Below are 23,745 nucleotides of genomic sequence, written 5' to 3' on the forward strand. Positions count from 1 at the left end.
CACGCTCCGGCGAGATCCCTGTGGGAGGACCCGTGTCGGTCACGGACGGACATGTCGTGCATCCGACCCGCGAACAGCGGGTCCGGAACGGCCTCGCCGCTCGGAGGGTCACTCCCGTCGAGTCGCTGGCCGATCTCGGGGAGTCGTCCCGGGATCCGATCGCGCTGCTCGAGAGCCAGGCGCAGTCCCGCGTCCCCCAGCTCGTCCCGGTGCGATACGGCCGCATGGCGACATCGGCGTTCGCGTTCTTCCGCGGTGCCGCGCTGGTGATGGCCGACGATCTGTCGCGCACGCCCGACAGCGGTCTGCACACACAGTTGTGCGGCGACGCCCACGCGAGCAATTTCGGCCTGTTCGCGACTCCGGAACGAAAGACGGCCTTCGACGTCAACGACTTCGACGAAACGTATCCGGGGCCGTTCGAATGGGACGTCAAGCGCCTGGTCGCAAGCCTCGAGATCGCGGGTCGCGACAACGGGTTCACCACGAAGGAATGCCGGAAGATCACCCGGGCGTGTGCGGCCGAGTATCGCGAGACCATGTGCAGGCAGGCGCAACTCGGAAATCTGGCGGTGCGGTATTCCCATCTCGATCCCACGGTCGAGATAGCGGAGTCGGGCGGCGTGCTGGATGCGAGGATGGAGAAACGCACCCGGAAAGCGCTCGACAAGGCCTCGCGGCGCGACAGCCTCCAGGCACTGGAGAAGCTGACCACCATCATCGACGGTCACCGGCGGATCATCAGCGATCCGCCGCTCATCGTGCCCGTCGAAGAGGTCTTCGCCGATCTCGATGCCGAGGCGATCTACGACGAACTGTACGGTCGCGTCCGGTCGTACCGGGCGACGCTGCAGTGGGACCGCCGGGTCCTCCTCGAACAGTTCGAACTGGTCCAGGCGGCGCGGAAGGTCGTCGGAGTGGGAAGCGTCGGCACGCGGGCGTGGATCCTCCTGTTGCGGGGTGTGGACGACGACGATCCGCTGTTCCTGCAGGCGAAGGAAGCCCAGCGTTCGGTGTTGTCGTACTACGTGGACGGGCCGTCCTTCCGCAACGAGGGCGAACGCGTCGTGAACGGTCAGCGCCTGATGCAGTCCGCGAGCGACATCTTCCTCGGCTGGCAGCGAGGTACGGGCGCCGACGGGGTGGACCGGGACTTCTACATCCGTCAGCTCCGCGACGGTAAGGGCTCGGCGGTGATCGAGGAGATGGTGCCCAAGGGCCTGAAGCTCTACGGGCGGTTGTGCGCGCGGGTCCTCGCCTACGCCCACGCCCGGGCGGGCGACCGGATCGCGCTGGCGGCCTATCTCGGCACGGACGACCAGTTCGACGAGGCGCTCGCGTCCTTCGCGGTGGCCTATGCGGACCGGACCGAGCGCGACCTGCAGGCACTGCACGACGCAGTGGACCAGGGCCGGGTGAAGGCCCGGTCCGGACTCTGATCCCCGTCTTCGCCTCGACGGTCCCGGACCCTTCCGGTGTCCGGGACCGCGAGTTCGTCCTCGGCGATCGGCAGGGTACAAGTGACGCAACCACGCGCCGACGGAAGGACGTCATGATGGGTTTCGAGGGCAGGGTCGCATTCGTCACGGGAGCAGCGCGAGGACAGGGTCGCTCGCATGCCGTCGCATTCGCCGAGGCCGGAGCGGATCTGGTGATCTGCGATCGGTGCACCGATTCACCGATGGTGGGCTACCCACTGGCGACGGAGGAGGATCTGGCCGAGACGGTGCGCCTCGTCGAAGCCACCGGCCGCCGGGTCGTCTCGGCGACACTCGACACCGCCGATCGTCCGGCGATGGATGCGCTGGTAGCCCGCGCCCACGACGAATTGGGGCGGATCGACATCGCGGTCGCCAACGCCGGGGTGTCGGTGGCGGCACCGGTGCACCGCATGCCGCAGGCGATGTGGGACGAAGCGATCTCGTCGAATCTCACCGGGGTGTTCAACACCGTCGCCGCGGTGGCACCCGGGATGATCGAGCGCAATTACGGACGCATCGTGACGGTGTCGTCCATGCTCGGCCGGGCCGGCAATACCAACATGGTCGCCTATGCGGCGTCGAAGTGGGGCGTGATCGGCCTGACGAAGAGCGCGGCCCTGGACCTCGCGCAGAACGGCATCACCGTCAACGCGGTAGCTCCGGGCAACATCTCCACGCCGATGATCCACAACGACACGCTCTACGGGATGCTGCGGCCCGACCTCGAGCACCCGACCGCCGACGATGTCGCACCGGTGTTCACCTCGCTGCACGCGCAACCGGTCCCGTGGCTCGAACCTGCCGAGATCACCCGCGCAGTTCTCTTCTTCGCCGACGAGGCGTCCGCACACATCTCCGGCACCGTGTTGCCGATCGATGCCGGCAACGCCGCCCGGGTGACGGGCTGAGCGATCCGCCTGACGGAGCGATGAGAAAACCTGTCGAATCGTGTCGGTCTCTTCGTGCACACTGTGCTAGCCACCACAGTCAGGGAGACACTCATGGCCGACGCCATAGTTGCAGAAGGACTGATCAAGACATACGGACAGGTCAGAGCGCTCGACGGTGTGGATCTGCGGGTGCCGGAAGGAACGGTCACCGCGCTGCTCGGCCCCAACGGGGCCGGTAAGACCACCACGGTGCGCGTCCTGACGACACTGCTCGTTCCCGATGCCGGTCGCGCCGAGGTAGCAGGATTCGACGTCTTCACCGAGGGGCGCGCACTCCGGTCCCGGATCGGCGCGTCGGGGCAGTACGCCGCGGTCGACGAATATCTCACGGGCTTCGAGAACCTCGAGATGGTCGGTCGTCTCTACCACCTCGGCACCAAACGAAGTCGGCTCCGGGCACGAGAACTGCTCGAGCAGTTCGACCTCGAGGAGGCGGGCGATCGCCCGGTCAAGGGTTATTCGGGCGGTATGCGGCGTCGCCTCGACCTCGCCGGTGCTCTCGTCGCCGATCCCCCGGTGCTCTTCCTCGACGAACCGACCACCGGGCTCGATCCGCGTGCCCGTCTCGGGTTGTGGGAGGTCATCGACACGCTGGTGCAACGCGGCACCACGTTGCTGCTGACCACTCAATACATGGACGAAGCCGAACGCCTCGCCGACGACATCGCCGTGATCGATCGCGGGAAGGTCATCGCTCGTGGCACCGCCGACGAACTCAAGAGCCGCGTCGGTGGCGAGCGCATCGAACTCGGCGTGGCCGAGGTCGAGCAGCGTGAGCGGGCGGTCCGCGAACTCGAATCGGTCGCGTCCGGCGAGATCAGGGTCGAGCGCAGCACCGGCCGTATCACCGTTCCGGTGAGCGCGGATTCCGGTGGCGGAACCGACGGTCTCGTGACCGCACTGGGGAAACTGTCGGCCGCAGGTATCCGGGTCTCCGACGTCGCGCTCCGCAAACCCACGCTCGACGACGTGTTCCTCACGCTCACCGGGCACGGGACGGACGACAAGATCGAGGAGGCGGTGTCGTGAACACGCTCGAAACGATCGCCACCGACGGCCTGACCATCGCCAAGCGCAACATGATCAAGATCAAGCGTGTACCGGATCTCCTGGTGTTCACCACGCTCTCCCCGATCATGTTCGTGTTGCTGTTCGCCTATGTCTTCGGCAGCGCGATCGAGGTGCCCGGCATGTCGTACCGGGAGTTCCTCATCGCAGGCATCTTCACCCAGACGGTGATCTTCGGATCCACGTGGACGGGCCTCGGGATGGTCGAGGATCTCCAGAAGGGCATCATCGACCGGTTCCGGTCGCTGCCGATGGCGCCGTCCGCGGTGCTCATCGGACGAACCACCACCGACGTGCTGATCAATGTGCTCAGCCTTGTCGTGATGTCGTTGACCGGCCTCCTCGTAGGCTGGCGGATCAACACTTCTCTGGGAGAGGCCCTCGCCGGCTACCTGTTGCTGCTGTTGTTCGCCTACGCCCTCTCGTGGGTGATGGCCGTGATCGGCATGTGGATCCGCACACCCGAGGTCTTCAACAACGCCAGCTTCATGGTGATCTTCCCGCTGTCGTTCATCGCCAACACGTTCGTCGATCCGTCGACGATGCCACCGGTGCTGCGGACCATCGCCGAGTGGAATCCCATCTCGGCGCTGACGCAGGCGGTGCGCGAGTTGTTCGGCAACACCAACCCCATGGTGCCGCCACCGGACGTGTGGCCCCTGCAGAATCCGATCCTCGCATCGCTGATGTGGACGGCTCTGATGCTGATCGTGTTCGTGCCGTTCGCGATTCGGAGGTACCAGAAGGCCGTCAGTCGCTGACGGCCGAACTCACCTCCCCGTGGGACCGGTGGGACTCACTCGGGGTAGGGCGAGTACTGCCGCTGACGCAACAACGTGGCCAGGTGCACGGCGTTCCGGGCGACGGATTCGGTGGTCGAGCGCACCGCTTCGGGGATCTCGTCGAGATCCTTGAAGTCGGTGCCCGACATCGCTTCGCCGTTCCAGTAGGTCGACCCCTGGGCGGGAATGGAGAATCCGATGTCGTTGAGGCTCTGGAACAGGTCGGCGACGATCTTGTGCGCACCGTCCTCGTTGCCGACTACTGCGGCGATCCCGACCTTGCCCACCATGCGTGGCCGGTTCTCGTCGTCGGTGTTCGACAGTTCGGCATCGAGCCGCTCGAGGACACGCTGAGCGACACTCGACATGTGTCCCACCCAGGTCGGTGTGGCGATGAGCAGGATGTCGGCCGAGCCGATGCGCTCGACGATCTCCGGCCACTGATCCCCGTCGCCCATGTCGGCTTCCACGCCCGGCGCGACGTCGAAATCGACGACCCGGACCGTTTCGACGCTGACGTCGTGCTTCGACAGTGCGTCGAACACGTGCGCCACCATCTTGTCGGTGCTGGACTCGGCGGGAGACGGCTTGAGGGTGCAATTCAGTGCCACGGCGTGAAGTGCTGTCATGTGCCGTGGATACCCGCACACCGGGACGACAATCCCGTGTCCCCGATCGTGCGTCGCACGCTCAGCGTGCTCGTTCGGCCCAACGGTCGACGGCCGCCGAGAATTCCGACGACACGGGCAGAAGCGCGATCAGATCCGCCGGCCCCGGCTGCAGGGGGCCGAGTTCCTCGAGTCCGTGATTCGCGGTGGCGAAATGCTCGAACTGCAGGTCGGTGTGTGCGAGTGCAGCCCGCAGCGGTTCGACCTGCGCACAACTGATGTTCAGATCCTTGTCGGAGCAGGTGAGCAGCACAGGGGTGTCGGCCGCCAACCGGGCGGCGAGTTCGACCGGATCGAGCTCGTCGGCCTCGGAGAGGAACTTGGCGTTCGCGGCATTCAGGCCGAGCTGCGCGACGACCGGGTGCTGGTCGGCCGGCACGGTGCCGGTCGACCGCAACGATGCGACGGTGCGCGGCAGCTCGGCTCGCACGGCGTCGGCGTCGGCGCCGAGCTGTCCGGAATCGGCGAGCGCGGTGAGCTGGGCGGACAACAGATCCAGATAGCGCATCGGTAGCGGCGCCAACAGCGCGAAGCCGCTCCCGATGCCGCGATCGGCCAGTGCGAGTGCGGTCAGGCCGCCCTCGCTGTGTCCGAGGACGAGGATGTCCTCGGCGGCGACGCCGGTGCGTTCGCTGAGCAACCGCACGGCGGCCTCCGCATGATCGACCTGCTCGGTGAAGCCGTACTCGCCGACGGTCTCGGGGGTGTAGGTCCCGAGACCTGTCCGGCCGGCCCCGATCTTGTCGAACCGCAGGCTCGCGATGCCGTGGGCGGCGAGTGCGTCCGCGGAGCGCACCAGGGTGTCGGCCGCAGCGCCGGGCTGATTGCCGTTGCGATCGGTGGGGCCGCTGCCCGGAAGCAGCAGCGCGGCGGCGACCGTCGCACCGTCCGGACTGCGCAGACTGCCGTGGAAGGTGGTGCCGTCGGACTCGAAGGTCACCGGGGCGTCGGTGCCGTTCGACACGGCGACCGAACCCGTGTCGGGAAGGGCCACCGCGGTTCCCGCGAGTGTCACGCCTCCCGCGAGAACCAGCACGGGCACAGCAGCAGCACCGATCCACCTTCGCACGTTCCGCATGGTGCGAACCCTAGCAAAGGACTGCGCTGTGCCCGTGGTGAGCGACGGTGCCCGTGGGAGCTCAGGGGAGCAGAGTGTCGATGAAGGTGTTGCTGAACACCCGATGCGGATCGAGACGGTTGTAGACCGCGCGAGCCGAATCCCAGTTCTCGTCCGACGGAACACCTTCCCGGTAGGTCTCGGGCAGGCCCTGCGTCAGGATCTGTTCGTCGGTGTACGGCAGGTCGGGGCCGAACGCCCAGCCCTTCGACCATTCCGGCCGGAAGGTCGAGTCACTTCCGTTGTACCGCTGCCGCATCCACTGCTCCATCTCCCGGTAGAAGGCGAACATGCCGGGAGTTCCCGGGACACCGAGAACGTTGAGCCAGATGGCGGTGTCCCATTCCGGGTGGTCGGGACGCGGACGGGTCGACGCGATCGTCGGCGGTCCGGCCGACGGGACGAGGACGTCCTCTGGCTGATCCAGTCCGCAGCAACGGATTTCGACCGGACCGTTGAGTGGGAACTGTCCCAGGCTGCGGTAGTGCTCGATGCGTTCGGAGAACCAGTGCGCGAAGTCGTGGATGACGTTGGCGATGTTGGCGCGGTTCGTGAGGACCGCACCGCCACCCTCGGTCAGGCGCAGCGTGGTCGCCTTGATGTAGAACTGCAGGTCCTTCGACCAGCCCCAGATGTCGGACGCTCCCGTCGCCGCGAGACCGGCCACGGTCACGCCGTAGTAGGTCTGTCCGAAAGCCGGTGCGATCGATGTGTTCCCGGCCGTGATCTGCCCCAGCAGGTCGGTGATCGGTTCGGGCACGTTGTCGGAGAACGGGTAGTTGTACGGGCCGGTCACCTCCCGTGAGCCGGCCGGCTTCTCCGGTGCGAGCGACCACACCTTCATCCACGGACGTTCCGTGAACGGATACCAGATCGCCTCGGCCCGCCCCGCCGAATCGACGAACGACTCGAAGGTCCGTCCCGGCGCGCCGGCGGGCGAGAACAGTTCCTGCCAGGTGATATCGGTGAAGGACTGGCAGCGCATGCGGTAGTTCGGTCCGGCCTGCAGCGTGACGGACGTGATGAACGTCCGGCCGAGATGCGTGAGCAGCGGGGTGATCTCGGGATCGGCGCGGGTGAAGGTACGCAGCGTGTAGGCACTGCCGTCCCACACGACGGCCGTCAGTTCGGTCACGAGGTTGCTCAACGACCCGAAGGTGTGGCCGGGGAGGGTGGATTCACCGTTCGCGGGCAGCGCGGCACCGTGCGCGTTGACGGCGAGTGCTCCGGCGATCGACAGGACGCCGGGCGCAGGAAGATTCGCGAGTCCGAGACCGTGGTCCTGCAGTGCCGTGGTGATGGCGTCGAGCGTCGCGCCGGGACCTGCCGTGACGGTCGCGGGGGAGCCGCCGGAGTTCACCTGGACCCAGTTGAGGTGGAGCATGGTGTCGGCGAGGATCACCCGGTCGACGGGTGCACCGTTGACGATCGTCAGCGGTGTCCAGCCGTGCATGGCCCCGCGCGGACGGATGGTGTATCCGTTCTCGTGTGCCCAGTTCACCAGGCGCACCACGTCGTCGGGGGTGCGAGGCGCGCAGGTCCAGATGGCGTCCAGCATGATCTCCTTCGACCAGTTCTGGTACGCCTGCTGGTAGAGATCGATGCCGCCGGGGAACGCCGGGGGAGTGGGGAGCGTCGAGGCCGCGGACCCGGAGGGGACGGCGTGCACCGGGGTCCATCCACCGAGGGCGGAGACCGCCAGCGCACCGGCGCCGGCCGCGAGGAAGCCGCGCCGCGACAGGCGCGGCGACGAATCACGAAGTGTCATGTTCGAATGTCGCTCTTTCGGGAGGGCGTGGCGATCACGCCACGGTGAGTACCACGTCGGCCAGGGCGGGGGCGAGATCGCGTTCGACGACGGAGGCGGTCACGAGCTTGCGGTCGTCGTCGTTCCACACACGCACCCGGAGGGTCTCGCCGGGGAAGACCACACCGGCGAACCGGGCGCGGAATCCCTTCACGCGCGATGCGTCGGCGTCGAGAAGACCGTCGGTCACCGCCTTGCACACGATGCCGTAGGTGCACAGCCCGTGCAGGATCGGTGCCGGGAAGCCCGCCGCGGATGCGAACTCGGGATCGGAGTGGAGGGGGTTGCGGTCGCCGCACAGTCGGTACAGCAGCGCCTGCTGCGGGAGGGTCGGCACATCGAACTCGGCGTCCGGCTCACGATCGGGATACTCCACCGACTCCGACGGGCCACGCTCGCCGCCGAAACCGCCCTCGCCGCGGGCGAAGATCGACGACCGTGCGGTCCACAGGGGATTGCCGTCGAGATCCTCGGTCACCGATTCCTGCACGACGACCGCGGCCTTGCCCTTGTCCCACACCTCGGCGATGCGGGTGATCGTGCGGCCCTTGCCCGAAGCGGGGATGGGCGCGTGCACGGTCACCTCCTGGCTGCCGTGGACGACCTTGGCGAGATCGATCTCGATCCCGGGGAACGAGACCTTCGGCGGCTCGACCTGGTGGAAGGTCGCGGCGACGGTCGCGAAGGTGGGGAGCACCTGGGGGTCCTTGTCCCGCAGGTAACGCAGTTCGCCCGCGTCGGTGGGATGGGACCCGGCGCCGATGCCGAGGTTGTAGAGCTGGACATCGGTGCTGCTCCACTCGAATTCCTGAGCGGGCAGCTCGGCTCCGACGGCAACCGAGGGATCGATGGGCACAGGCGCTTCCTTTCTACGGCTCGAATCTACGGCTCGAACGCGGGTCGATCGGGTCACACGGTGTCGGCGGATTCTCGCAGCTCCTCGGCGCGTTCGTCACGCGTGCGGTCCAGGATGTCGAGGGCCGCGAGATAACCGAAGGTCATCGCCGGCCCGATGGTGGCGCCCGGCCCGGCGTAGGTGTGTCCCATGACCGGGGCACTGGCGTTGCCGGCCGCGTACAGGCCGTCGATCACGCTGCCGTCCTCGCGCACCACTCGGCCGTGGACGTCGGTGACGAGCCCGCCCTTGGTGCCGAGATCGCCCGGGACCACCTTGAACGCGTAGAACGGGGCCTTGTCGACCACGCCGAGGCTCGGATTCGGCTTGTTGCGCGGATCCCCGTAGTAGTGGTCGTAGTGGGATTCGCCGCGGCCGAAGTCCTCGTCCTTGCCGGCACGCGCGAAGCCGTTGAAGCGCTGCACCGTCTCGGTGAGGGCGTCGGCCGGTACCCCGATCTTCTCGGCGAGTTCGGCGACGGAAGCGGCCTTGACGAGCACCCCGGCCTCGAGCCACCGGCGGGGGAAGGGGGTGCGGGGGGTGATGCCGGCGAAGGTGTAGCGGTCGCGGTAACGCTGGTCGAGGATCAGCCAGCTGGGGATGTTCTCGCCCGGTCCCTCGCCGCGTCCGTGCTCGCCGCCGTACATCGCGTGCGTCGCCTCGACGTAGGGCGCCGACTCGTTGACGAAACGCTTGCCGGCCGCGTTGACCATGAGGCACCCGGGGAGGCTGCGCTCCGACAGTGCGAACCACGAGCCTCCGGTGAGCGTGAAGGACGGGCCCCACCAGGCGTCGTCCATGAAATCGACTGCGGCGCCGAGCTTCTGCCCGGCGCGGATGCCGTCGCCGGTGTTCGCCTTTGCGCCCACGGTCCACTCGGTGCCGATCGGCTGACGCTGGTACTGCGCCCGCATCTCGGCGTTGTGCTCGAAACCGCCGCTCGCGAGGATCACGCCCTTGCGGGCACGGATGACGCGCTTCTCACCGTTCGCGACCACCTCGACGCCGCGCACGACGCCGTCCTCGACGACGAGGTCGGTGAGCGCCGTCTCCAGCAGCAGGGGCACACCGGCGTCGCGCAGGCCGATCCGCAGCCCGGCCATGAGCGCCTGACCTCGGACGAGCAGGTGCTTCTTGGTGATGTTCGCCCAGACGAACCGGGCGCCGACCCGCATGGCGCGAACCGGCCCGCGCGGGTTCCGCATGAGCAGGTTCAGCCACTTGTAGTCGGCCTGGGTGATGACGAAGTTCTTGGGAGCGCGCGCGTAGTCGGGTTCGAGGAGGGCGAGATCCTCACCGAGACGGCGGCCGTCGAAGGGTGTCGGTTCGACCGAACGGCCACCGGGACGTCCGCCGGGCGCCTCGGGGTAGTAGTCGGAATAGCCCGGCACCCATTGCAGTTCGAGGGCGCTGTTCTTCAGGACGAAGGAGAGCATCTCCGGTCCGCGATCGATGTAGGTGTCGATCTTCTCGGCGGGCACGTCGTCGCCGATGATGCTGTGGAGGTACTTCCGGGCTTCTTCGGGGGTGTCGTCCACCCCGGCGGCCTTCAGTGCCTCGTTGTTGGGGATCCACACACCGCCGCCCGATCGGGCGCTCGATCCGCCGTAGCGCGGCGCCTTCTCGATCAGGACCACGTCGGCGCCCTTGCGGGCTGCGGTGATGGCGGCGGTCATTCCGCCGGCACCGCTGCCGACGACAACGATGTCGTACTCCTGCTTCGTCATGTAGAACACGTTATAGAAATGGTGGTGCCGAGTCCATCCCCGAATGCGAAGAGTCCTGGACGTGAAGCGAAGACGCGGCGACACCGGGACTGGAACGCGATACGGCCGGACGACGACGAGCGACGGCACCGTCCGATGGGGCGGTGCCGTCGCGGGGTCGATCGGGGGCGGGGTCGATCGGGGCGGAGTCGGTCAGGTGGGCGATCCGTCCGGTACGGGAAGGGTGCCGTCGAGCACGGCCCGGTCGATGCTCTCCCGGAGTTGTGGACACCCTTCGCGCGGTGTGATGGACGAGCCTCGGAGCGAGGCGGTCTCGCGGAAGGTCGGGCACACGGTGTCCGGATCGTCCTGCCACTGCACGCTCGTGTGCGACAGGCTGTTCTTGCGCACCAGCACGCACGTGCCGCACTCGTGGCACTGCACCTCGTGCTGACCCGACTCCAGATAATTGATCTTGTCGATCGCGGTCTGGGCGGCGACGGCCTCGGCCCGCTCGGGCCACTGGGAGAAGTCCGGGGACTTCGCCCATCTGCTCCGCCGGGTCGAGGCGCTCATCGTCACACCTCCGCTTCCTGCTTGCCCTGTTCTTCCTCGCGCTTCTTGCGCTCGAGATTCTCGGCGACCTCCTTCTCCCAGGCCTCGTTGGCCTTGGCGGTGTCGACCTCGAACTCGAAGCGGCCCGTCATCTTCTCCGTCACGTCGGCGACGTCGACGTAGAACTGCTCGTACCAGCGGCGGAGCTGATAGACCGGACCGTCCTCCTCGCACAGCAGGGGATTCTCGATCTTGGTCTTGTTCTTCCAGATCTCGACGTCCTGCAGGAAGCCCTCACCGACACCCTCGGTGAGCTTGGCGGCCAGTACGTCGGACTGCTCGGGTGACATGCCCTGCGGCTTCTTGACGATGATGCCGTACTGCAGCATGAACGAGTCGTGCGTGATCGGGTAATGGCAGTTGATCAGCACGGATTCGGTCTGGTACCCGCCGTAGTTGTTCTTGAGCGGATTGATCATGTAGGAGGGGCCGTAGTAGGCCGCGTACGACTCTAGCGTCGACTCCAGGCCGTACTGCGTCGCCATGCCCTTGTCCGGCCGGCCGCGGGTGTTGAGGTACTGCTCGGCGATGTGCCCCTCGAAGACGTTCTTGAAGAACGTGGGGAAGGCGTAGTGGATGTAGAAGAAGTGCGCCATGTCGACGACGTTGTCGATGATCTCGCGACAGTTGGAGCCTTCGATCCGGATCTGGTTCCAGGTCCAGTCCGTCCACTCGTCCGAGCCGTACTGCTCGATCTCGGGGATGGTGACCTCCGGGGGCGGGGTGTTGCCCTCGGGGTCGTTCCACACGAACAGCTGGCCGTGCTTCTCCATCGTGATCCACGAGCGGGTGCGGGCCAGCGGGGGAACACGCTTGGCGTACGGGATGTCCGTGCACTTGCCGTTGCCGCCCCAGCGCCAGTCGTGGAACGGGCATGCAACCGAATCGCCCTTGATCTCGCCCTGTGACAGGTCGCCGCCCATGTGGCGGCAGTACGCGTCGAGCACCTTCAGGTCGCCGTTGCTGTCGGCCCACACCACGAGTTTCGTGCCGAAGGCCTCGACGGCGTGGGGCTTGCCGTCCTTGAACGTGCGACTGAGGCCGAGGCAGTGCCAGCCTCGCGCGAAACGCGTCCGGACCTCTCCGACGTCGATCTCGCGAATCTGTGCCATGTCCGCTCACTTCCTTCCGGAAATCTCTTCTAGAACACGTTATAGAATTCGCGTCGCGAGGGGAAGGGTTCGGGGACTTTGGTCCCGCCATAGGGATTGTCTACCTGCGAGTGTGGCGTGTCTCGACACGAATAAGAACATGTTCTAGTCTCGGTACAAGCGATCAATTCCTGAACAGACGGGAGCGTCCAGTGGGTGACCACGACAGCCACGAGGTACTGCAGCGGATCGACGCTCTGCTGCCCACGCTGCGAGAACGTGCGCAGGAGGCCGAGAATCTGCGCCGGGTGCCCGACGACTCGATCAAGGAGCTCCAGGAGGCCGGCTTCTTCAAACTTCTGCAACCGGCCCAGTGGGGTGGATACGAGGCCGATCCCGTCGCCTTCTTCACCGCGGTGCGCAACATCGCGAGCGCGTGCGGCTCGACCGGATGGGTCTCCGGCATCATCGGCGTCCACAACTGGCACCTCGCACTCTTCGACCAGCAGGCCCAGGAAGAGGTCTGGGGCGACGACACCGACGTGCGCATCTCCTCGTCCTATGCGCCCATGGGCGCCGGTGAGGTCGTCGACGGCGGATACAAGGTCAACGGTGCGTGGGCCTGGTCGTCCGGATGCGACCACGCGAGCTGGGTCGTCGTCGGCGGCCCGGTCATCAAGGACGGCCGCCCCGTCGACTTCGGCAGCTTCCTGATCCCTCGGTCCGAGTACGAGATCGACGACGTGTGGCACGTGGTCGGTCTGCGCGGCACCGGATCCAACACGGTCAAGGTGAAGGACGTCTTCGTCCCGCGCCACCGCTTCCTCAGCTTCAAGGCCATGAACGACCTCGCCTCGCCCGGGCTCGAGCGCAACACCGCGCCCGTCTACCGGATGCCGTGGGGCACCATCCATCCCACGACCATTTCGACGCCCATCGTCGGCATGGCCTACGGCGCGTACGAGGCGCACGTCGAACACCAGGGCAAGCGTGTCCGTGCAGCGTACGCCGGTGAGAAGGCCAAGGACGATCCGTTCGCCAAGGTGCGCATCGCCGAGGCCTCCAGCGACATCGACGCGGCCTGGCGCCAGCTGTCGGGCAACGTCGCCGACGAGTACGCCCACCTCCTCGCCGGCGAGGAGGTTCCGATGGAACTTCGTCTGCGGGCGCGTCGCGACCAGGTCCGCGCGACCGGCCGTGCCATCACGTCGATCGACCGTCTCTTCGAGAACTCGGGTGCCACCGCACTCGCGGACGGCACACCCATCCAGCGTTTCTGGCGCGACGCGCACGCCGGTCGTGTGCACGCCGCCAACGACGCCGAGCGTGCCTACGTGATGTTCGGTGCCGCCGAGTTCGGTCTGCCGATCACCGACACGATGGTCTAGGGGTGGATGTGACCGCAATCGACGAGATCACCTACGAGTCGACCTCCCGTTTCGCGCAGGTCCGCGACGACCTGCGCCTGCACTACCACGAGGCCGGCGTCGGCAACGACACCACGATCGTCCTGCTCCACGGTGGTGGCCCGGGCGCGTCGTCGTGGTCGAACTTCGCAAAGAACATTCCGGTGCTGGCACAACGATTCCATGTGCTGGCCGTCGACCAGCCCGGCTACGGCAGGTCCGACAAGCCGACCGAGCATCCGCAGTACTTCGTGCACAGCGCGTCCGCACTGAAGGACCTGCTCGACACGATCGGGATCACCGACCGCGTCCACCTCCTCGGCAACTCGCTCGGTGGTGGTGCCGCCGTGCGGTTCGCGCTCGACTACCCCGAGCGCGCCGGACGGCTCGTCCTCATGGGACCGGGTGGGCTGAGCGTCAACCTGTTCGCACCCGACCCCACCGAGGGCGTCAAGAATCTCGGCCGGTTCTCGTACGACCCCACCCGCGAGAATCTCGAGGCGTTCCTGCGGATCATGGTCTTCGACCAGTCGCTGATCACCCCCGAGCTCGTCGAGGAGCGGTTCGCGTCGGCGAGCACCCCCGAGTCGCTCGCCGCGGCGAAGGCGATGGGGAAGTCGTTCTCCAGCGCCGAATTCGAGAAGGGGATGCTCTGGCGCGACGCCTACAAGCTCCGTCAGCGGGTGCTGCTGATCTGGGGTCGCGAGGACCGCGTGAACCCGCTCGACGGCGCACTCGTCGCGCTGAAGATGATCCCGCGCGCACAGTTGCACGTGTTCGGTGGATGCGGCCACTGGGCACAGCTCGAGAAGTTCGACGAATTCAACCGCCTGACAGTGGATTTCCTCACGGATGGAGTCGAATAGATGAGTATCCGGTCGCTGGCATATCTCCGGATCGGCGCCACCGACGTCCCGGCCTGGCGCGAGTACGGTCTCAAGGTCCTCGGCATGATCGAGGGCAAGGGCACCGATGCCGAGGCGCTGTACCTGCGGATGGACGACTTCCCGGCCCGGCTCGTCATCGAGCCGCACGAGTCCGACAAGCTGCTCGTCTCGGGCTGGGAGACCGCGAACGCCGCCGACCTCCAGTCGGTTCGCGACAGTCTCTCCGCAGCGGGTGTCCCGTTCAAGGAGGGCACCGCCGAGCAGCTCGCCGATCGTCGCGTCGACGAACTGATCGTCTTCCAGGACCCGTCGGGCAACACCCTCGAGGCGTTCCACGGTTCCGCCCTCGAACACCGCCGCGTGGTCAGCCCGTACGGGCACAAGTTCGTCACCGGTGAGCAGGGCCTCGGGCATGTGGTGCTCTCGACCCGCGACGACGAGGAATCGCTGCGCTTCTACCGCGACGTGCTCGGTTTCCGCCTGCGCGACTCCATGCGGATGCCTCCGCAGATGGTCGGCCGGCCCGCCGACGGAAAACCGGCCTGGCTGAGGTTCTTCGGATGCAACCCGCGCCACCACAGCCTCGCCTTCCTGCCCATGCCCACCCCGTCGGGCATCGTGCACCTGATGATCGAGGTGGAGAACTCCGACGACGTCGGTCTCGCCCTCGACCGCGCGCTGCGGAAGAAGGTCAAGATGTCGGCGACGCTCGGCCGCCACGTCAACGACAAGATGCTGTCCTTCTACATGAAGACCCCCGGCGGATTCGACGTCGAATTCGGTTGCGAGGGGCTGCAGGTCGAGGACGACGACTGGATCGCCCGTGAATCCACGGCCGTGAGCCTGTGGGGCCACGACTTCTCGGTGGGAATGCAGTAATGACCGCGCCGGAGGCCGGAGAGAACGGTGCGATCGACCCGCGGGCCTTCCGCACCGTGCTCGGGCAGTTCTGCACCGGCGTCACCGTCATCACCACCACCGAGGACGACGGGACGCCTGTGGGATTCGCGTGCCAGTCGTTCGCGGCGTTGTCGCTCGACCCGCCGCTCGTGTTGTTCTGCCCCACGAAGCAGTCGCGGTCGTGGGCGGCCATCGAACGAGCGGGCCGCTTCTGCGTCAACGTCCTCGCCGAGGAACAACAGGAGACCTGCGCGCGGTTCGGTTCCCGCGAACCCGACAAGTTCGCCGGACTCGACTGGACACCCTCTCCGTTGGGCTCACCCGTCCTGACGGGATCGCTCGCGCACATCGATTGCACGGTCGAGACGGTGCACGACGGGGGAGACCACTGGGTGGTGTTCGGTCGCGTCTCGTCGCTGAGCGAGGTGCGCGACGAGAAGGAACGCCCGCTGCTCTTCTACCGCGGGCAGTACACCGGGATCGAACCGGAGAAGACGACTCCGGCGCCCTGGCGAGACGATCTCGAAGCGTTCCTCACCTCGGTCACGGAGGACACCTGGTTGTAGATCGCAGACCGTGAGTACCGCACGACGAAGCCGGGACGGCCACATCGGATGTGGCCGTCCCGGCTTCGTGTGGGGATCAGGAACGGTCGGTGTCGGTTGCGTCGTCCGGCGACTCCTCGTAGTACTCCGTGGTCACGACGCGGCGCACCAGGCGCGGCTTGCGCGGCCGGTCGGCGTCCGCGCCGCCTGCCGTGTCAGCCTTCGCGTCGGCCGTGCTCGTGTCGGTGTCGGCCGACTGCGGCGGCGTGAAGTGCGCCGGTCCCGTCGGTCCCGGGCCGACGATCTCCTGATCGCTGCCGGTACCGGTGCCGGAAGCCGCGTGGCGGGCGGTGTCCGCCGCCGAGTGCGCGGTGCCGGAGGGTGTGGACGGCGTCGACGCGGTATGTCCGGGCATCGAGTGCTCGAGCGATTCGTCCCGCTGGCCCTCGCTCGGCCGGTAGTTCCCGGCGATCTCCTCACGCGCGACGTCGGGCGGCGTCGGTGAATGCCCGGCGCCCGCTGTCGGCGAGTGCGCGGTCCCCGCGGTAGGCGACTGCGCGGTCCCCGCGGTGGGCGACTGCGCGGTCCCCGCGGTGGGCGAGTGCGCGGTCCCCGCGGTGGGCGAGTGCGCGGTCCCCGCGGTGGGCGAGTGCGCGGTCCCCGCGGTGGGCGACTGTCCGGTTCCCACCGGCGCGGTGGTGCCGTACGACTCGCCGGTGTGCGGTGCTCCGGTACCGGCCGGACCACCGCCGGCTGCGCCGCCGACGAGACCCCCACCGGCCGCGCTCCGCTCGTCGAGGCCGCTCCGGTCGTCGGTCGGTCCACCCCGATCGTCCGTGAATCCGCCCCGGTCGCCGGTGGTTCCACCTTCGGCAGAGGTGTCCCCGAACCGGCGGTAGTAGCGGTACAGCTCGTCCTCCTCGAGCGGGGTCAGCTCACCGTTCTCGTCGATGTTCGGCGCACCGGTGATGGTGTCCTTGTCGAAGGGCAGGCGCACTCCGGAGCTGTCGAGTTCGGCTTCGTCGATGGGGGCGAAGTGCCGGCGCGTTCCGAACAGACCCGTGACGACGGTGATCCAGGCAGGTCGGCCCGTGTCGTTGTCCAGGTACACCTCTCCGACTCGTCCGAGCTTGTCGCCGTCCGGTCCGTACGCGGTGGCGCGAGCGAGGGTGTCGATGTCGTCGTTGCTGATCATGATGTCCTCATCCGTGGGCGATGCGGCTTCCTGCTGTGCGGATGCCCTCCAGTGCGAGTGACGAAACGCTGCCGTTACACCGCTCGCCGTTGCGTCGACCATCCCCACGTGTTATCCATATTGTCAACAATCCGACAACCGGCACGAGGGTTCGCGCCCTCGGCTGTTCGGAGGGATCGTCATGACCCGTCTTTCACCCCGCCTGCTGCAGGCAACGCCCGTCACCGTCGACCACGCCGAGGGTTGTTACGTCCACGGCACCGACGGACGTCGGTATCTCGACTTCACCGCCGGCATCGGCGTCACGAGTACCGGTCACTGTCACCCGCACGTCGTCGAGGCCGCCCGCCGGCAGATCGGCTCGCTCATCCACGGGCAGTACACGACCGTGATGCACCGGCCCCTGCTCGAACTCACCGAACGCCTGGGCGCGGTGCTCCCCGAAGGACTCGACTCGCTGTTCTTCGCCAATTCGGGCAGTGAAGCCGTCGAGGCGGCGCTGCGTCTGGCCCGCCAGGCGACGGGACGACCCGGAATCGTCGTCTTCCACGGCGGATTCCACGGCCGGACCGTTGCGGCCGCCACGATGACGACCTCGGGAACCCGCTTCTCCGCAGGGTTCTCGCCGCTCATGAGCGGTGTGCACGTCGCTCCGTTCCCCACCGCCTACCGCTACGGCTGGTCGGAAGAGGAGGCGACCGATTTCGCCCTGCAGGAACTGGATTACCTGTTCGCGACCCTCGTGGCACCGGACGAGATCGCGGCCTTCGTCGTCGAACCGGTCCTGGGCGAGGGCGGTTACATCCCCGGCAACACCCGGTTCTTCCGGGGGCTGCGGCAGCGGGCCGACGAACACGGCATCCTGCTCGTCTTCGACGAGATCCAGACCGGATTCGGGCGGACCGGAAAGTTCTTCGGCCATCAGCATTTCGACGTGCGACCCGACATCATCACCATCGCCAAGGGTCTCGCGAGCGGTTTCCCGCTGTCGGGTATCGCCGCCTCCGAGGAACTCATGGAGCGCGCCCGTCCGGGATCACAGGGCGGCACGTACGGGGCGAATGCGGTTTCGTGCGCGGCGGCCGTCGCCACTCTCGACGTGATCGAGAAGGAGGGGCTCGTCGACAACGCCGCCGCGCGCGGGCGTGAACTGCTCTCCGGCGCACGGGAGCACACGACCGACTTCATCGGTGACGTGCGCGGTCTCGGTCTCATGGTGGGCCTCGAGTTCACCACCGACGGAGCGCCCGACCGGGAACGGGCGACCGCAGCGCAACAACTCGCCGCGCAGAAGGGGTTGCTGCTGTTGACCTGCGGCGCACACATGAACGTGGTGCGCATGATCCCACCGCTGATCGTCACCACCCAGCAGATCGAGGATGCGCTCGGGATCTGGTCCGAGGTCCTCGCCGAGGTCCGATAATCCGTCGAACGAGGGAGTCCGCGTGCCCCGATACATCACGATCACTCTCGACAAGCGCGACATCACGTGCAGAGCACGGCTTCTCGACGACGAGGCGCCGCTGACCTGCGCGGCGGTGTGGGACGCCCTGCCGCAGAGCGGCTCGGCGTTCCACGCCAAGTACGCCCGCAACGAGCTCTACACCCTCGTCCCGAGGATCACGGCGGCACCGCACCGGGAGAACCCGACGGTGACGCCGATCCCCGGGGATGTGTGCCTGTTCGACTTCGAACCGTGGGAGATCGGCAATCCCGCATACGGTTACGAACCCGGATCGCAGGCCCATGCGCAGCAGGGAGCGACCGACCTCGCGTTGTTCTACGGCCGGAACAATCTGTTGCTCAACGGCGATGTGGGATGGGTACCGGGCAACGTCTTCGCGACCATCGAGGAGGGCCTGCCCGAACTTGCCGTCGCGTGCAACGACCTGTGGATCCAGGGGGTCGTGGGGGAGACGTTGAGCTTCGCACGCGCATAGACGGTCGTTGCAGGGGAAACGGCACCGCACACAATGTGCGGTGCCGTTTCCCGTGGTGCTCTTCCCGTCTCAGCTCAACGCGTACTCGGCGAACCGCGCGACGGCGAGCAGCAGGTCGTCCGAATGCCGCGGCCCGACGATCTGCAGACCCACGGGCAGACCGGCCGAGGTGGTGCCCACGGGGATGCTGATGGCCGGCTGTTGCGTGAGATTGAAGGGATAGGTGAACGGGGTCCACTGCGGCCACGAGGTCAACGTCGAACCCGGAGGCACGTCGTGGCCGGCCTCGAAGGCGGGGATCGGCATCGTCGGGGTGATCAGCACGTTGTACTTCTGGTGGAAGATCCCCATCGTGATGCCGACCGCCGCGGCGACCGCGCGGGCCTCGAGATAATCGACGGCACCGAGTTGTTCGCCGTGGGACCACACGCGTCCGAGGCCGGGGTCCACCTTGTCCCGCGTGCCCTCGGGGAAGGTCTTCAGCATCGTGGCCGCGCCTGCCGCCCAGAGGTTCTCGAAGGCCTCGAGCGGGTCGGTGAAACCGGGGTCGGCGGCGGTCACGCGCAGTCCGGCCTCGTCGAGGACGCGGACCGCCCGGTCGACGATCTCACCGACCTCGGGGTCCACGTCGACGTAGCCGAGGGTCTTGGAGTAGGCGACGTCCATTCCCACCACTTCGCGGTTGAGGCCTCCGCGGAAGGTCGTCAGCGGCGGCGCGAGGGCCGTCGGGTCCCGGGGGTCGGGCAGCGCGAGGATGTCGGTGAGCAGCGCCGCGTCCTCGACCGTCCGGGTGATCGGCCCGGCGTGCGCGAGCGGCCCGAACGGGCTGGCGGGGAAGATCGGGATCCGGCCGTGGGTGGGCTTGAAACCCACGACGCCGCAGAACGAAGCGGGGATGCGGATGCTGCCCCCACCGTCGGTGCCGACGGAGCACGGACCGAAGCCTGCCGCGACCGCCGCCGCGCTGCCTCCGGACGAGCCACCGGCGGTCTTCGTCGTGTCGGCGGGATTCGTGGTCACCCCGTAGAGTGCCGAGTCGGTCACCGCCTTCCACGCGATCTCCGGGGTGGTGGTCTTGCCCACCAACACCATTCCGTCCTCGCGCAGCCGGGCCGCGACCGGGCTGTCGACGTTCCAGTCCTGGTTCTCGTCGATGGCCTGCGAACCCCGCAGGGTCGGCCATCCGTCGGTGAGGAAGACGTCCTTGATCGAGATGGGGACCCCGTCGAGCAGGCCCTTCGAATAGCCGGTCCGCCACCGCTCCTCGGACCTGCGCGCCTGGTCGAGGGCCTTCTCCTCGTCGACGAGGCAGAACGAGTTGATCTCGCGATCGTGCGCCGCGATCCGATCGAGCACGTCTCGCGTCACCTCGACGGGAGACAGCTCGCCCGAGGAGAACGCCGACACGAGTTCGACGGCGGTCATGTCTGTGGGCTCCATCGTGCCTCCTTCTCGTCGGACGATGCCGACTCTCACGCGCCGGGCACGTAACCCAGCTTCTTGTCCACCACGTTCCGAAGAGGTTCGCCACTGCGGTGACGGTGGAAGTTGTCGACGAAGACGTCCACCAGCGCGTCGCGCCAGCCGACGAAATCCCCCGAATTGTGCGGGGTGATCGAGACGTTCGGCATGTCCCAGAGCGGATGGTCCTCGGGGAGCGGCTCGACGTCGAGCACGTCGAGCGCGGCGCCGGCGATCGTGCCCGACCGCAGCGCCTCGACCAGGTCGTCGGTGCGCACGAGTTCGCCACGCCCGACGTTGACGAAGCGCGCCTGCGGCTTCATCGCGGCGAACATCCGGGCGTCGAACAAGTACCGGGTCTGATCCGTGAGAGGTGCGGCCACGACGACGAAATCGACGTCGGCGAGGGCGGCCGGAAGATCGGCGGTCGCGGTGACGCGGCCGAAATCGGGGTCGTCGTCGCGGGCACGTCGGCCCGAGCCCCGGACTGTCATCCCCACGGCGGAGAGCAGGCGGGCGATCGCGCGACCGATCGGGCCGGTGCCGACGACGAGCACGGAGCGACCGGCGATGCGTTCGGACTCCCGGTGCTTCCAGATGTGCTCGTGCTGGAGCCGCAGGGATTCGGGGATGTCCTTGGCGAACGAGAGTATCTGAGCGAGAACGTATTCGGCGATCGCCCCGTCGAAGACTCCGCGGGAGTTGGTGACGACCACGTCGCTGTCGCGCAGCTCGGGGAACATGAGGGCGTCGACCCCGGCCGCGGCGACATGGATCCACTTCAGGGACGCCGCGGCGTGCCAGGCCGCGGGCAGGGCGTCGGTGAGGAAGTCGTAGGCGAAGAGGATGTCGGCGCCGTCGAGAGCGTCGGCCAGACCGGCGGCGTCGGTGTAGCGGACCGTGGCGTGTTCGGCCACCGGGGCCATCCACGCACGATCCGGCACGGCTTCGGCATGAAGCACTGCAACGACCGGCTGGGCATCCACGTTGACACCGTATGAGCGCCTCGTATTATTGTCAACAATCCTCAAGGCTGAGGGAACTCTTGACGAAGCCGAGGGACCGTATGGAACTGAACATTCCCGAATTCGAAGGTCCTCTGGCTCAGCGGGGCATCGGTGTGATCGCACCCTTCGATCTCGCCCTGGAACGAGAACTGTGGCGATGGGCGCCGCTCGAGGTGACACTGCACCTCGCTCGAACCCCCTACGAGCCGGTGCCGGTCAGCCGTGCGATGGCCGAGCTGGTGTCCGACCGACGGCACCTGATGGTCGCGACCCGCGACGTGCTGTCGGTGGAACCGGAAGTCGTTGCGTATCTCTGTACCTCGGGTAGTTTCGTCAACGGGGTGGCCTACGAGAAGGCCCTGTGCGACGCGATCTGCGAGGCGGGCGCACCGTGCGCGGTCACGACCTCCGGAGCGCTGCTCGAAGCCCTCCACAAACTCGACCTCACCCGCATCTCGGTGATCACCCCCTACGACCGGGAGCTCACCGACCTGCTGCACGACTTCCTGAACGAGGCCGGAACCGAGGTCGTCCGGTCGTCACATCTCGGGCTCGGCGGCGGCATCTGGAAGGTCAACTACCGCACCATCGCCGAGCACATCATCGAGGCCGACACCCCCGACGCCCAGGCGATCTTCGTCAGTTGCACCAACCTGCCGACCTACGACCTGATCGCGCCGCTCGAACGGGAACTCGGCAAGCCGGTCCTCACGGCCAACCAGCTCACCATCTGGTCGTGCCTGGGACGGATGAAGCTCCCCATGACGGGGCCGGGGGAGTGGTTGAGAGGAGTGTTCTGAATGCACCGTGACCGCACGACCGTCGGGATCGTCTATCCGGATCATGCCGCCGAGGACGACTACCCGTTCGCCGCCGAACTCCTGGGGGTGAACCTGCCCGTCGCCCACATCTACGGCACCGATCTGCACGCCGTTCCCGAACTCCTCGACCTCGGAAGTCCGGCCAAGCTCGCCGGGGGAGCGGCGCAGTTCGCGGACGAGCCCCTCGACGCCCTCGTGTGGGCGTGCACGTCGGGCAGCTTCGTGTACGGACCCGAGGGGGCACGCACCCAGGTCGAGCAGCTCTCCCGGGACGCGGGAGGCGTGCCCACGACGAGCACCAGCATCGCGTTCGTCGCCGCACTGCGAGCGCTCGGTATCACCCGGGTGGCCGTGGCGGCGAGTTATCCGCGGGACGTCGCCGAACTGTTCGTCGCCTTCCTCGCGGACGCCGGTGTCGACGTCGTCTCGCTCGCCGACGCCGGCATCGACACCGCCGCCGAGGTCGGCACCCTGACCGACGAGGCGGTCCTCGAATTCGCGAGTACCAACGATCATCCCGACGCGCAGGCGGTCCTGGTGCCCGACACCGCGATGCATACACTGCGGGTCATGCGGGAGCTCGAGAAGGAGACCGGCAAGCCCGTGCTGACCGCCAACCAGGTCACCGTGTGGCACGGCCTGGAACTCGCCGGATATACAGTGGAATGCCCGGAGCTGGGCTCGCTGTTCGAGGAGGAGACCGATCATGGTGCTCGGTGATCTGGAAGATCTACGTCCTGTCACCCGGCCGTCCACGGCCGAGCTCATCGCCGAACAGATCCGGTCGGCCATCGTCCGGGGTGCGCTCGGTCCCGGGGAACAGCTGGGCGAAGCCGAACTGGCGGCGCACTTCCAGGTCTCCCGCGGACCGCTGCGAGAAGCCATGCAGCGGTTGCTGTCCGAAGGCCTGCTCTACAGCATCCGCAACCGGGGCATCTTCGTCACCGAGCTCACCTTCGACGACGTCGTCGACATCTACCGCAGCCGCTGGGTCATCGAGGGCGGCGCCCTCGACCTGGTGCTGGACGGCCGTCGCGAACAGACGTGGAAGGCCCTCGAACCCGCGATCGAGGAGATGCGCACCGCCGCCGAACGAGAGGACGCCACCGGTGTCTCGGACGGCGACCGGCGTTTCCACGAGATCCTCGTGGCCAGTGCCGAGAGCCCGCGGCTCGTGCGAGCGGCCCGCACGCTCCTCGTCGAGACGCGGATGTGCCTCGGCGCGCTGCAGACCACCTATCCCGATCTGCACGTGCAGGTGGACGAGCACGTCGTGCTGCGGGAGGCGATCCGCACCGCCGACCGGGACGACGTGCGGCGCCTGCTCGACGAGCACCTGCACGACACGGTCACCCGGCTCCGCGAGCGTCAGAACGTCGACGGCGTGATCGCGTCCGGCTGAT

Annotated in this window: 23 protein-coding genes; 13 read left to right on the forward strand and 10 right to left on the reverse strand. The window is 67.4% G+C overall.

What is annotated here, in order from left to right; all coding sequences use genetic code 11:
* Positions 1-32: 32 nt before the first annotated feature.
* The 4 genes from LPH33_RS02480 to LPH33_RS02495 all read left to right on the forward strand — a co-directional run bounded on the left by LPH33_RS02480 (position 33) and on the right by LPH33_RS02495 (position 4,260).
* Complete coding sequence (locus LPH33_RS02480) at positions 33-1,439, forward strand: DUF2252 domain-containing protein (RefSeq protein WP_229566928.1); 1,407 nt, start codon at positions 33-35, stop codon at positions 1,437-1,439.
* A gap of 113 nt (positions 1,440-1,552) precedes the next feature.
* Positions 1,553-2,389: a mycofactocin-coupled SDR family oxidoreductase gene (locus LPH33_RS02485; RefSeq protein ID WP_202400290.1), complete on the forward strand. Its 837-nt coding sequence runs from the start codon at positions 1,553-1,555 to the stop codon at positions 2,387-2,389.
* Between the two features lie 93 nt (positions 2,390-2,482).
* Positions 2,483-3,460, forward strand: a complete 978-nt coding sequence (locus LPH33_RS02490; protein ID WP_064063491.1) for an ATP-binding cassette domain-containing protein — start codon at positions 2,483-2,485, stop codon at positions 3,458-3,460.
* Between the two features lie 50 nt (positions 3,461-3,510).
* Entirely contained in the window at positions 3,511-4,260 is a 750-nt protein-coding gene (locus LPH33_RS02495) for an ABC transporter permease (protein WP_202400316.1), read from the forward strand.
* A 35-nt stretch (positions 4,261-4,295) separates the two neighbouring features.
* On the opposite strand, the gene LPH33_RS02500 is transcribed toward LPH33_RS02495, so the two are convergent.
* The 7 genes from LPH33_RS02500 to LPH33_RS02530 form a co-directional block, all read right to left on the reverse strand.
* Positions 4,296-4,910, reverse strand: coding sequence for a flavodoxin family protein (locus tag LPH33_RS02500; protein WP_064063418.1), 615 nt, complete (start codon positions 4,908-4,910; stop codon positions 4,296-4,298).
* Positions 4,911-4,971: 61 nt separating this feature from the next.
* Positions 4,972-6,027 carry an alpha/beta hydrolase family protein gene (locus tag LPH33_RS02505; RefSeq protein ID WP_229566929.1) on the reverse strand — a complete coding sequence of 352 codons (1,056 nt, stop codon included), beginning with the start codon at positions 6,025-6,027 and terminating at the stop codon, positions 4,972-4,974.
* 61 nt (positions 6,028-6,088) lie between these two features.
* A complete protein-coding gene (locus LPH33_RS02510; RefSeq protein WP_229566931.1) occupies positions 6,089-7,834 on the reverse strand; it encodes a cholesterol oxidase substrate-binding domain-containing protein in 1,746 nt (581 codons plus the stop codon).
* Between the two features lie 34 nt (positions 7,835-7,868).
* The gene (locus tag LPH33_RS02515; protein ID WP_088899028.1) at positions 7,869-8,729 is read right to left on the reverse strand and encodes a MaoC/PaaZ C-terminal domain-containing protein; all 861 of its coding nucleotides are present in this window, start codon (positions 8,727-8,729) and stop codon (positions 7,869-7,871) included.
* Between the two features lie 53 nt (positions 8,730-8,782).
* Positions 8,783-10,495: a 3-oxosteroid 1-dehydrogenase gene (gene kstD / locus LPH33_RS02520; RefSeq protein WP_172415015.1), complete on the reverse strand. Its 1,713-nt coding sequence runs from the start codon at positions 10,493-10,495 to the stop codon at positions 8,783-8,785.
* A gap of 192 nt (positions 10,496-10,687) precedes the next feature.
* Positions 10,688-11,050, reverse strand: a complete 363-nt coding sequence (locus LPH33_RS02525) for a hypothetical protein (protein ID WP_026061376.1) — start codon at positions 11,048-11,050, stop codon at positions 10,688-10,690.
* 2 nt (positions 11,051-11,052) lie between these two features.
* Positions 11,053-12,201 carry a Rieske 2Fe-2S domain-containing protein gene (locus LPH33_RS02530; protein WP_016693309.1) on the reverse strand — a complete coding sequence of 383 codons (1,149 nt, stop codon included), beginning with the start codon at positions 12,199-12,201 and terminating at the stop codon, positions 11,053-11,055.
* A 191-nt stretch (positions 12,202-12,392) separates the two neighbouring features.
* Here LPH33_RS02530 and hsaA point away from each other — a divergent pair, with 191 nt between their 5' ends.
* Genes hsaA through hsaB form a run of 4 tightly spaced genes read left to right on the forward strand, consistent with a single transcriptional unit; the run spans position 12,393 to position 15,939 of the window.
* Complete coding sequence (hsaA, locus tag LPH33_RS02535) at positions 12,393-13,568, forward strand: 3-hydroxy-9,10-secoandrosta-1,3,5(10)-triene-9,17-dione monooxygenase oxygenase subunit (RefSeq protein ID WP_229566932.1); 1,176 nt, start codon at positions 12,393-12,395, stop codon at positions 13,566-13,568.
* A gap of 8 nt (positions 13,569-13,576) precedes the next feature.
* Positions 13,577-14,452, forward strand: a complete 876-nt coding sequence (hsaD, locus tag LPH33_RS02540; protein WP_088897605.1) for a 4,5:9,10-diseco-3-hydroxy-5,9,17-trioxoandrosta-1(10),2-diene-4-oate hydrolase — start codon at positions 13,577-13,579, stop codon at positions 14,450-14,452.
* On the forward strand, positions 14,453-15,352 hold the full coding sequence (gene hsaC, locus LPH33_RS02545) for an iron-dependent extradiol dioxygenase HsaC (RefSeq protein WP_229566933.1): 900 nt from the start codon (positions 14,453-14,455) through the stop codon (positions 15,350-15,352).
* Positions 15,352-15,939 (forward strand): 3-hydroxy-9,10-secoandrosta-1,3,5(10)-triene-9,17-dione monooxygenase reductase subunit, encoded by a 588-nt coding sequence (gene hsaB / locus LPH33_RS02550; protein ID WP_016693305.1) that lies wholly within the window; start codon positions 15,352-15,354, stop codon positions 15,937-15,939. Before hsaC ends, hsaB begins: the two co-directional genes overlap by 1 nt.
* Before the next feature lie 76 nt (positions 15,940-16,015).
* Here hsaB and LPH33_RS02555 read toward each other — a convergent pair whose 3' ends face one another.
* Positions 16,016-17,113 carry a PRC-barrel domain-containing protein gene (locus LPH33_RS02555; RefSeq protein WP_229566935.1) on the reverse strand — a complete coding sequence of 366 codons (1,098 nt, stop codon included), beginning with the start codon at positions 17,111-17,113 and terminating at the stop codon, positions 16,016-16,018.
* 181 nt (positions 17,114-17,294) lie between these two features.
* On the opposite strand from LPH33_RS02555, the gene LPH33_RS02560 reads away from it, so the two are divergent.
* Complete coding sequence (locus tag LPH33_RS02560; RefSeq protein ID WP_088897600.1) at positions 17,295-18,536, forward strand: aspartate aminotransferase family protein; 1,242 nt, start codon at positions 17,295-17,297, stop codon at positions 18,534-18,536.
* 22 nt (positions 18,537-18,558) lie between these two features.
* Positions 18,559-19,053, forward strand: coding sequence for a DUF3830 family protein (locus LPH33_RS02565; protein WP_088897599.1), 495 nt, complete (start codon positions 18,559-18,561; stop codon positions 19,051-19,053).
* A gap of 69 nt (positions 19,054-19,122) precedes the next feature.
* Here the strand turns inward: LPH33_RS02565 and LPH33_RS02570 are convergent, their stop codons facing one another.
* The gene (locus LPH33_RS02570; protein WP_229566937.1) at positions 19,123-20,493 is read right to left on the reverse strand and encodes an amidase; all 1,371 of its coding nucleotides are present in this window, start codon (positions 20,491-20,493) and stop codon (positions 19,123-19,125) included.
* A 32-nt stretch (positions 20,494-20,525) separates the two neighbouring features.
* Positions 20,526-21,440 (reverse strand): D-2-hydroxyacid dehydrogenase, encoded by a 915-nt coding sequence (locus LPH33_RS02575; protein WP_420714493.1) that lies wholly within the window; start codon positions 21,438-21,440, stop codon positions 20,526-20,528.
* A gap of 140 nt (positions 21,441-21,580) precedes the next feature.
* On the opposite strand from LPH33_RS02575, the gene LPH33_RS02580 reads away from it, so the two are divergent.
* The 3 genes from LPH33_RS02580 to LPH33_RS02590 are packed head-to-tail and all read left to right on the forward strand — an operon-like array spanning position 21,581 to position 23,744.
* The gene (locus tag LPH33_RS02580; RefSeq protein ID WP_229566940.1) at positions 21,581-22,321 is read left to right on the forward strand and encodes an Asp/Glu/hydantoin racemase; all 741 of its coding nucleotides are present in this window, start codon (positions 21,581-21,583) and stop codon (positions 22,319-22,321) included.
* Positions 22,322-23,062, forward strand: a complete 741-nt coding sequence (locus LPH33_RS02585; RefSeq protein ID WP_229566942.1) for a maleate cis-trans isomerase — start codon at positions 22,322-22,324, stop codon at positions 23,060-23,062. It abuts the gene before it with no gap.
* The gene (locus LPH33_RS02590; RefSeq protein ID WP_016694730.1) at positions 23,049-23,744 is read left to right on the forward strand and encodes a GntR family transcriptional regulator; all 696 of its coding nucleotides are present in this window, start codon (positions 23,049-23,051) and stop codon (positions 23,742-23,744) included. The genes LPH33_RS02585 and LPH33_RS02590 overlap by 14 nt, the downstream gene beginning before the upstream one ends.
* The last annotated feature ends 1 nt before the right edge of the window (position 23,745 follow it).

It is taken from the genome of Rhodococcus sp. RDE2 (genome assembly GCF_020885655.1).
In the GTDB taxonomy this organism is placed as follows: Bacteria; Actinomycetota; Actinomycetes; order Mycobacteriales; family Mycobacteriaceae; genus Rhodococcus; species Rhodococcus pyridinivorans.

Bases quoted from the DNA above. Each gene is read 5' to 3' on its own strand.
- LPH33_RS02485 (WP_202400290.1), top strand. From the start codon at position 1,553: ATGATGGGTTTCGAGGGCAGGGTCGCATTCGTCACGGGAGCAGCGCGA.
- LPH33_RS02490 (WP_064063491.1), top strand. From the start codon at position 2,483: ATGGCCGACGCCATAGTTGCAGAAGGACTGATCAAGACATACGGACAG.
- LPH33_RS02495 (WP_202400316.1), top strand. From the start codon at position 3,511: ATGATCAAGATCAAGCGTGTACCGGATCTCCTGGTGTTCACCACGCTC.
- LPH33_RS02500 (WP_064063418.1), bottom strand. From the start codon at position 4,910: ATGACAGCACTTCACGCCGTGGCACTGAATTGCACCCTCAAGCCGTCT.
- LPH33_RS02505 (WP_229566929.1), bottom strand. From the start codon at position 6,027: ATGCGGAACGTGCGAAGGTGGATCGGTGCTGCTGCTGTGCCCGTGCTG.
- LPH33_RS02510 (WP_229566931.1), bottom strand. From the start codon at position 7,834: ATGACACTTCGTGATTCGTCGCCGCGCCTGTCGCGGCGCGGCTTCCTC.
- kstD (WP_172415015.1), bottom strand. From the start codon at position 10,495: ATGACGAAGCAGGAGTACGACATCGTTGTCGTCGGCAGCGGTGCCGGC.
- LPH33_RS02525 (WP_026061376.1), bottom strand. From the start codon at position 11,050: ATGAGCGCCTCGACCCGGCGGAGCAGATGGGCGAAGTCCCCGGACTTC.
- LPH33_RS02530 (WP_016693309.1), bottom strand. From the start codon at position 12,201: ATGGCACAGATTCGCGAGATCGACGTCGGAGAGGTCCGGACGCGTTTC.
- hsaC (WP_229566933.1), top strand. From the start codon at position 14,453: ATGAGTATCCGGTCGCTGGCATATCTCCGGATCGGCGCCACCGACGTC.
- hsaB (WP_016693305.1), top strand. From the start codon at position 15,352: ATGACCGCGCCGGAGGCCGGAGAGAACGGTGCGATCGACCCGCGGGCC.
- LPH33_RS02555 (WP_229566935.1), bottom strand. From the start codon at position 17,113: ATGATCAGCAACGACGACATCGACACCCTCGCTCGCGCCACCGCGTAC.
- LPH33_RS02560 (WP_088897600.1), top strand. From the start codon at position 17,295: ATGACCCGTCTTTCACCCCGCCTGCTGCAGGCAACGCCCGTCACCGTC.
- LPH33_RS02570 (WP_229566937.1), bottom strand. From the start codon at position 20,493: ATGGAGCCCACAGACATGACCGCCGTCGAACTCGTGTCGGCGTTCTCC.
- LPH33_RS02575 (WP_420714493.1), bottom strand. From the start codon at position 21,440: ATGGCCCCGGTGGCCGAACACGCCACGGTCCGCTACACCGACGCCGCC.
- LPH33_RS02580 (WP_229566940.1), top strand. From the start codon at position 21,581: ATGGAACTGAACATTCCCGAATTCGAAGGTCCTCTGGCTCAGCGGGGC.
- LPH33_RS02585 (WP_229566942.1), top strand. From the start codon at position 22,322: ATGCACCGTGACCGCACGACCGTCGGGATCGTCTATCCGGATCATGCC.
- LPH33_RS02590 (WP_016694730.1), top strand. From the start codon at position 23,049: ATGGTGCTCGGTGATCTGGAAGATCTACGTCCTGTCACCCGGCCGTCC.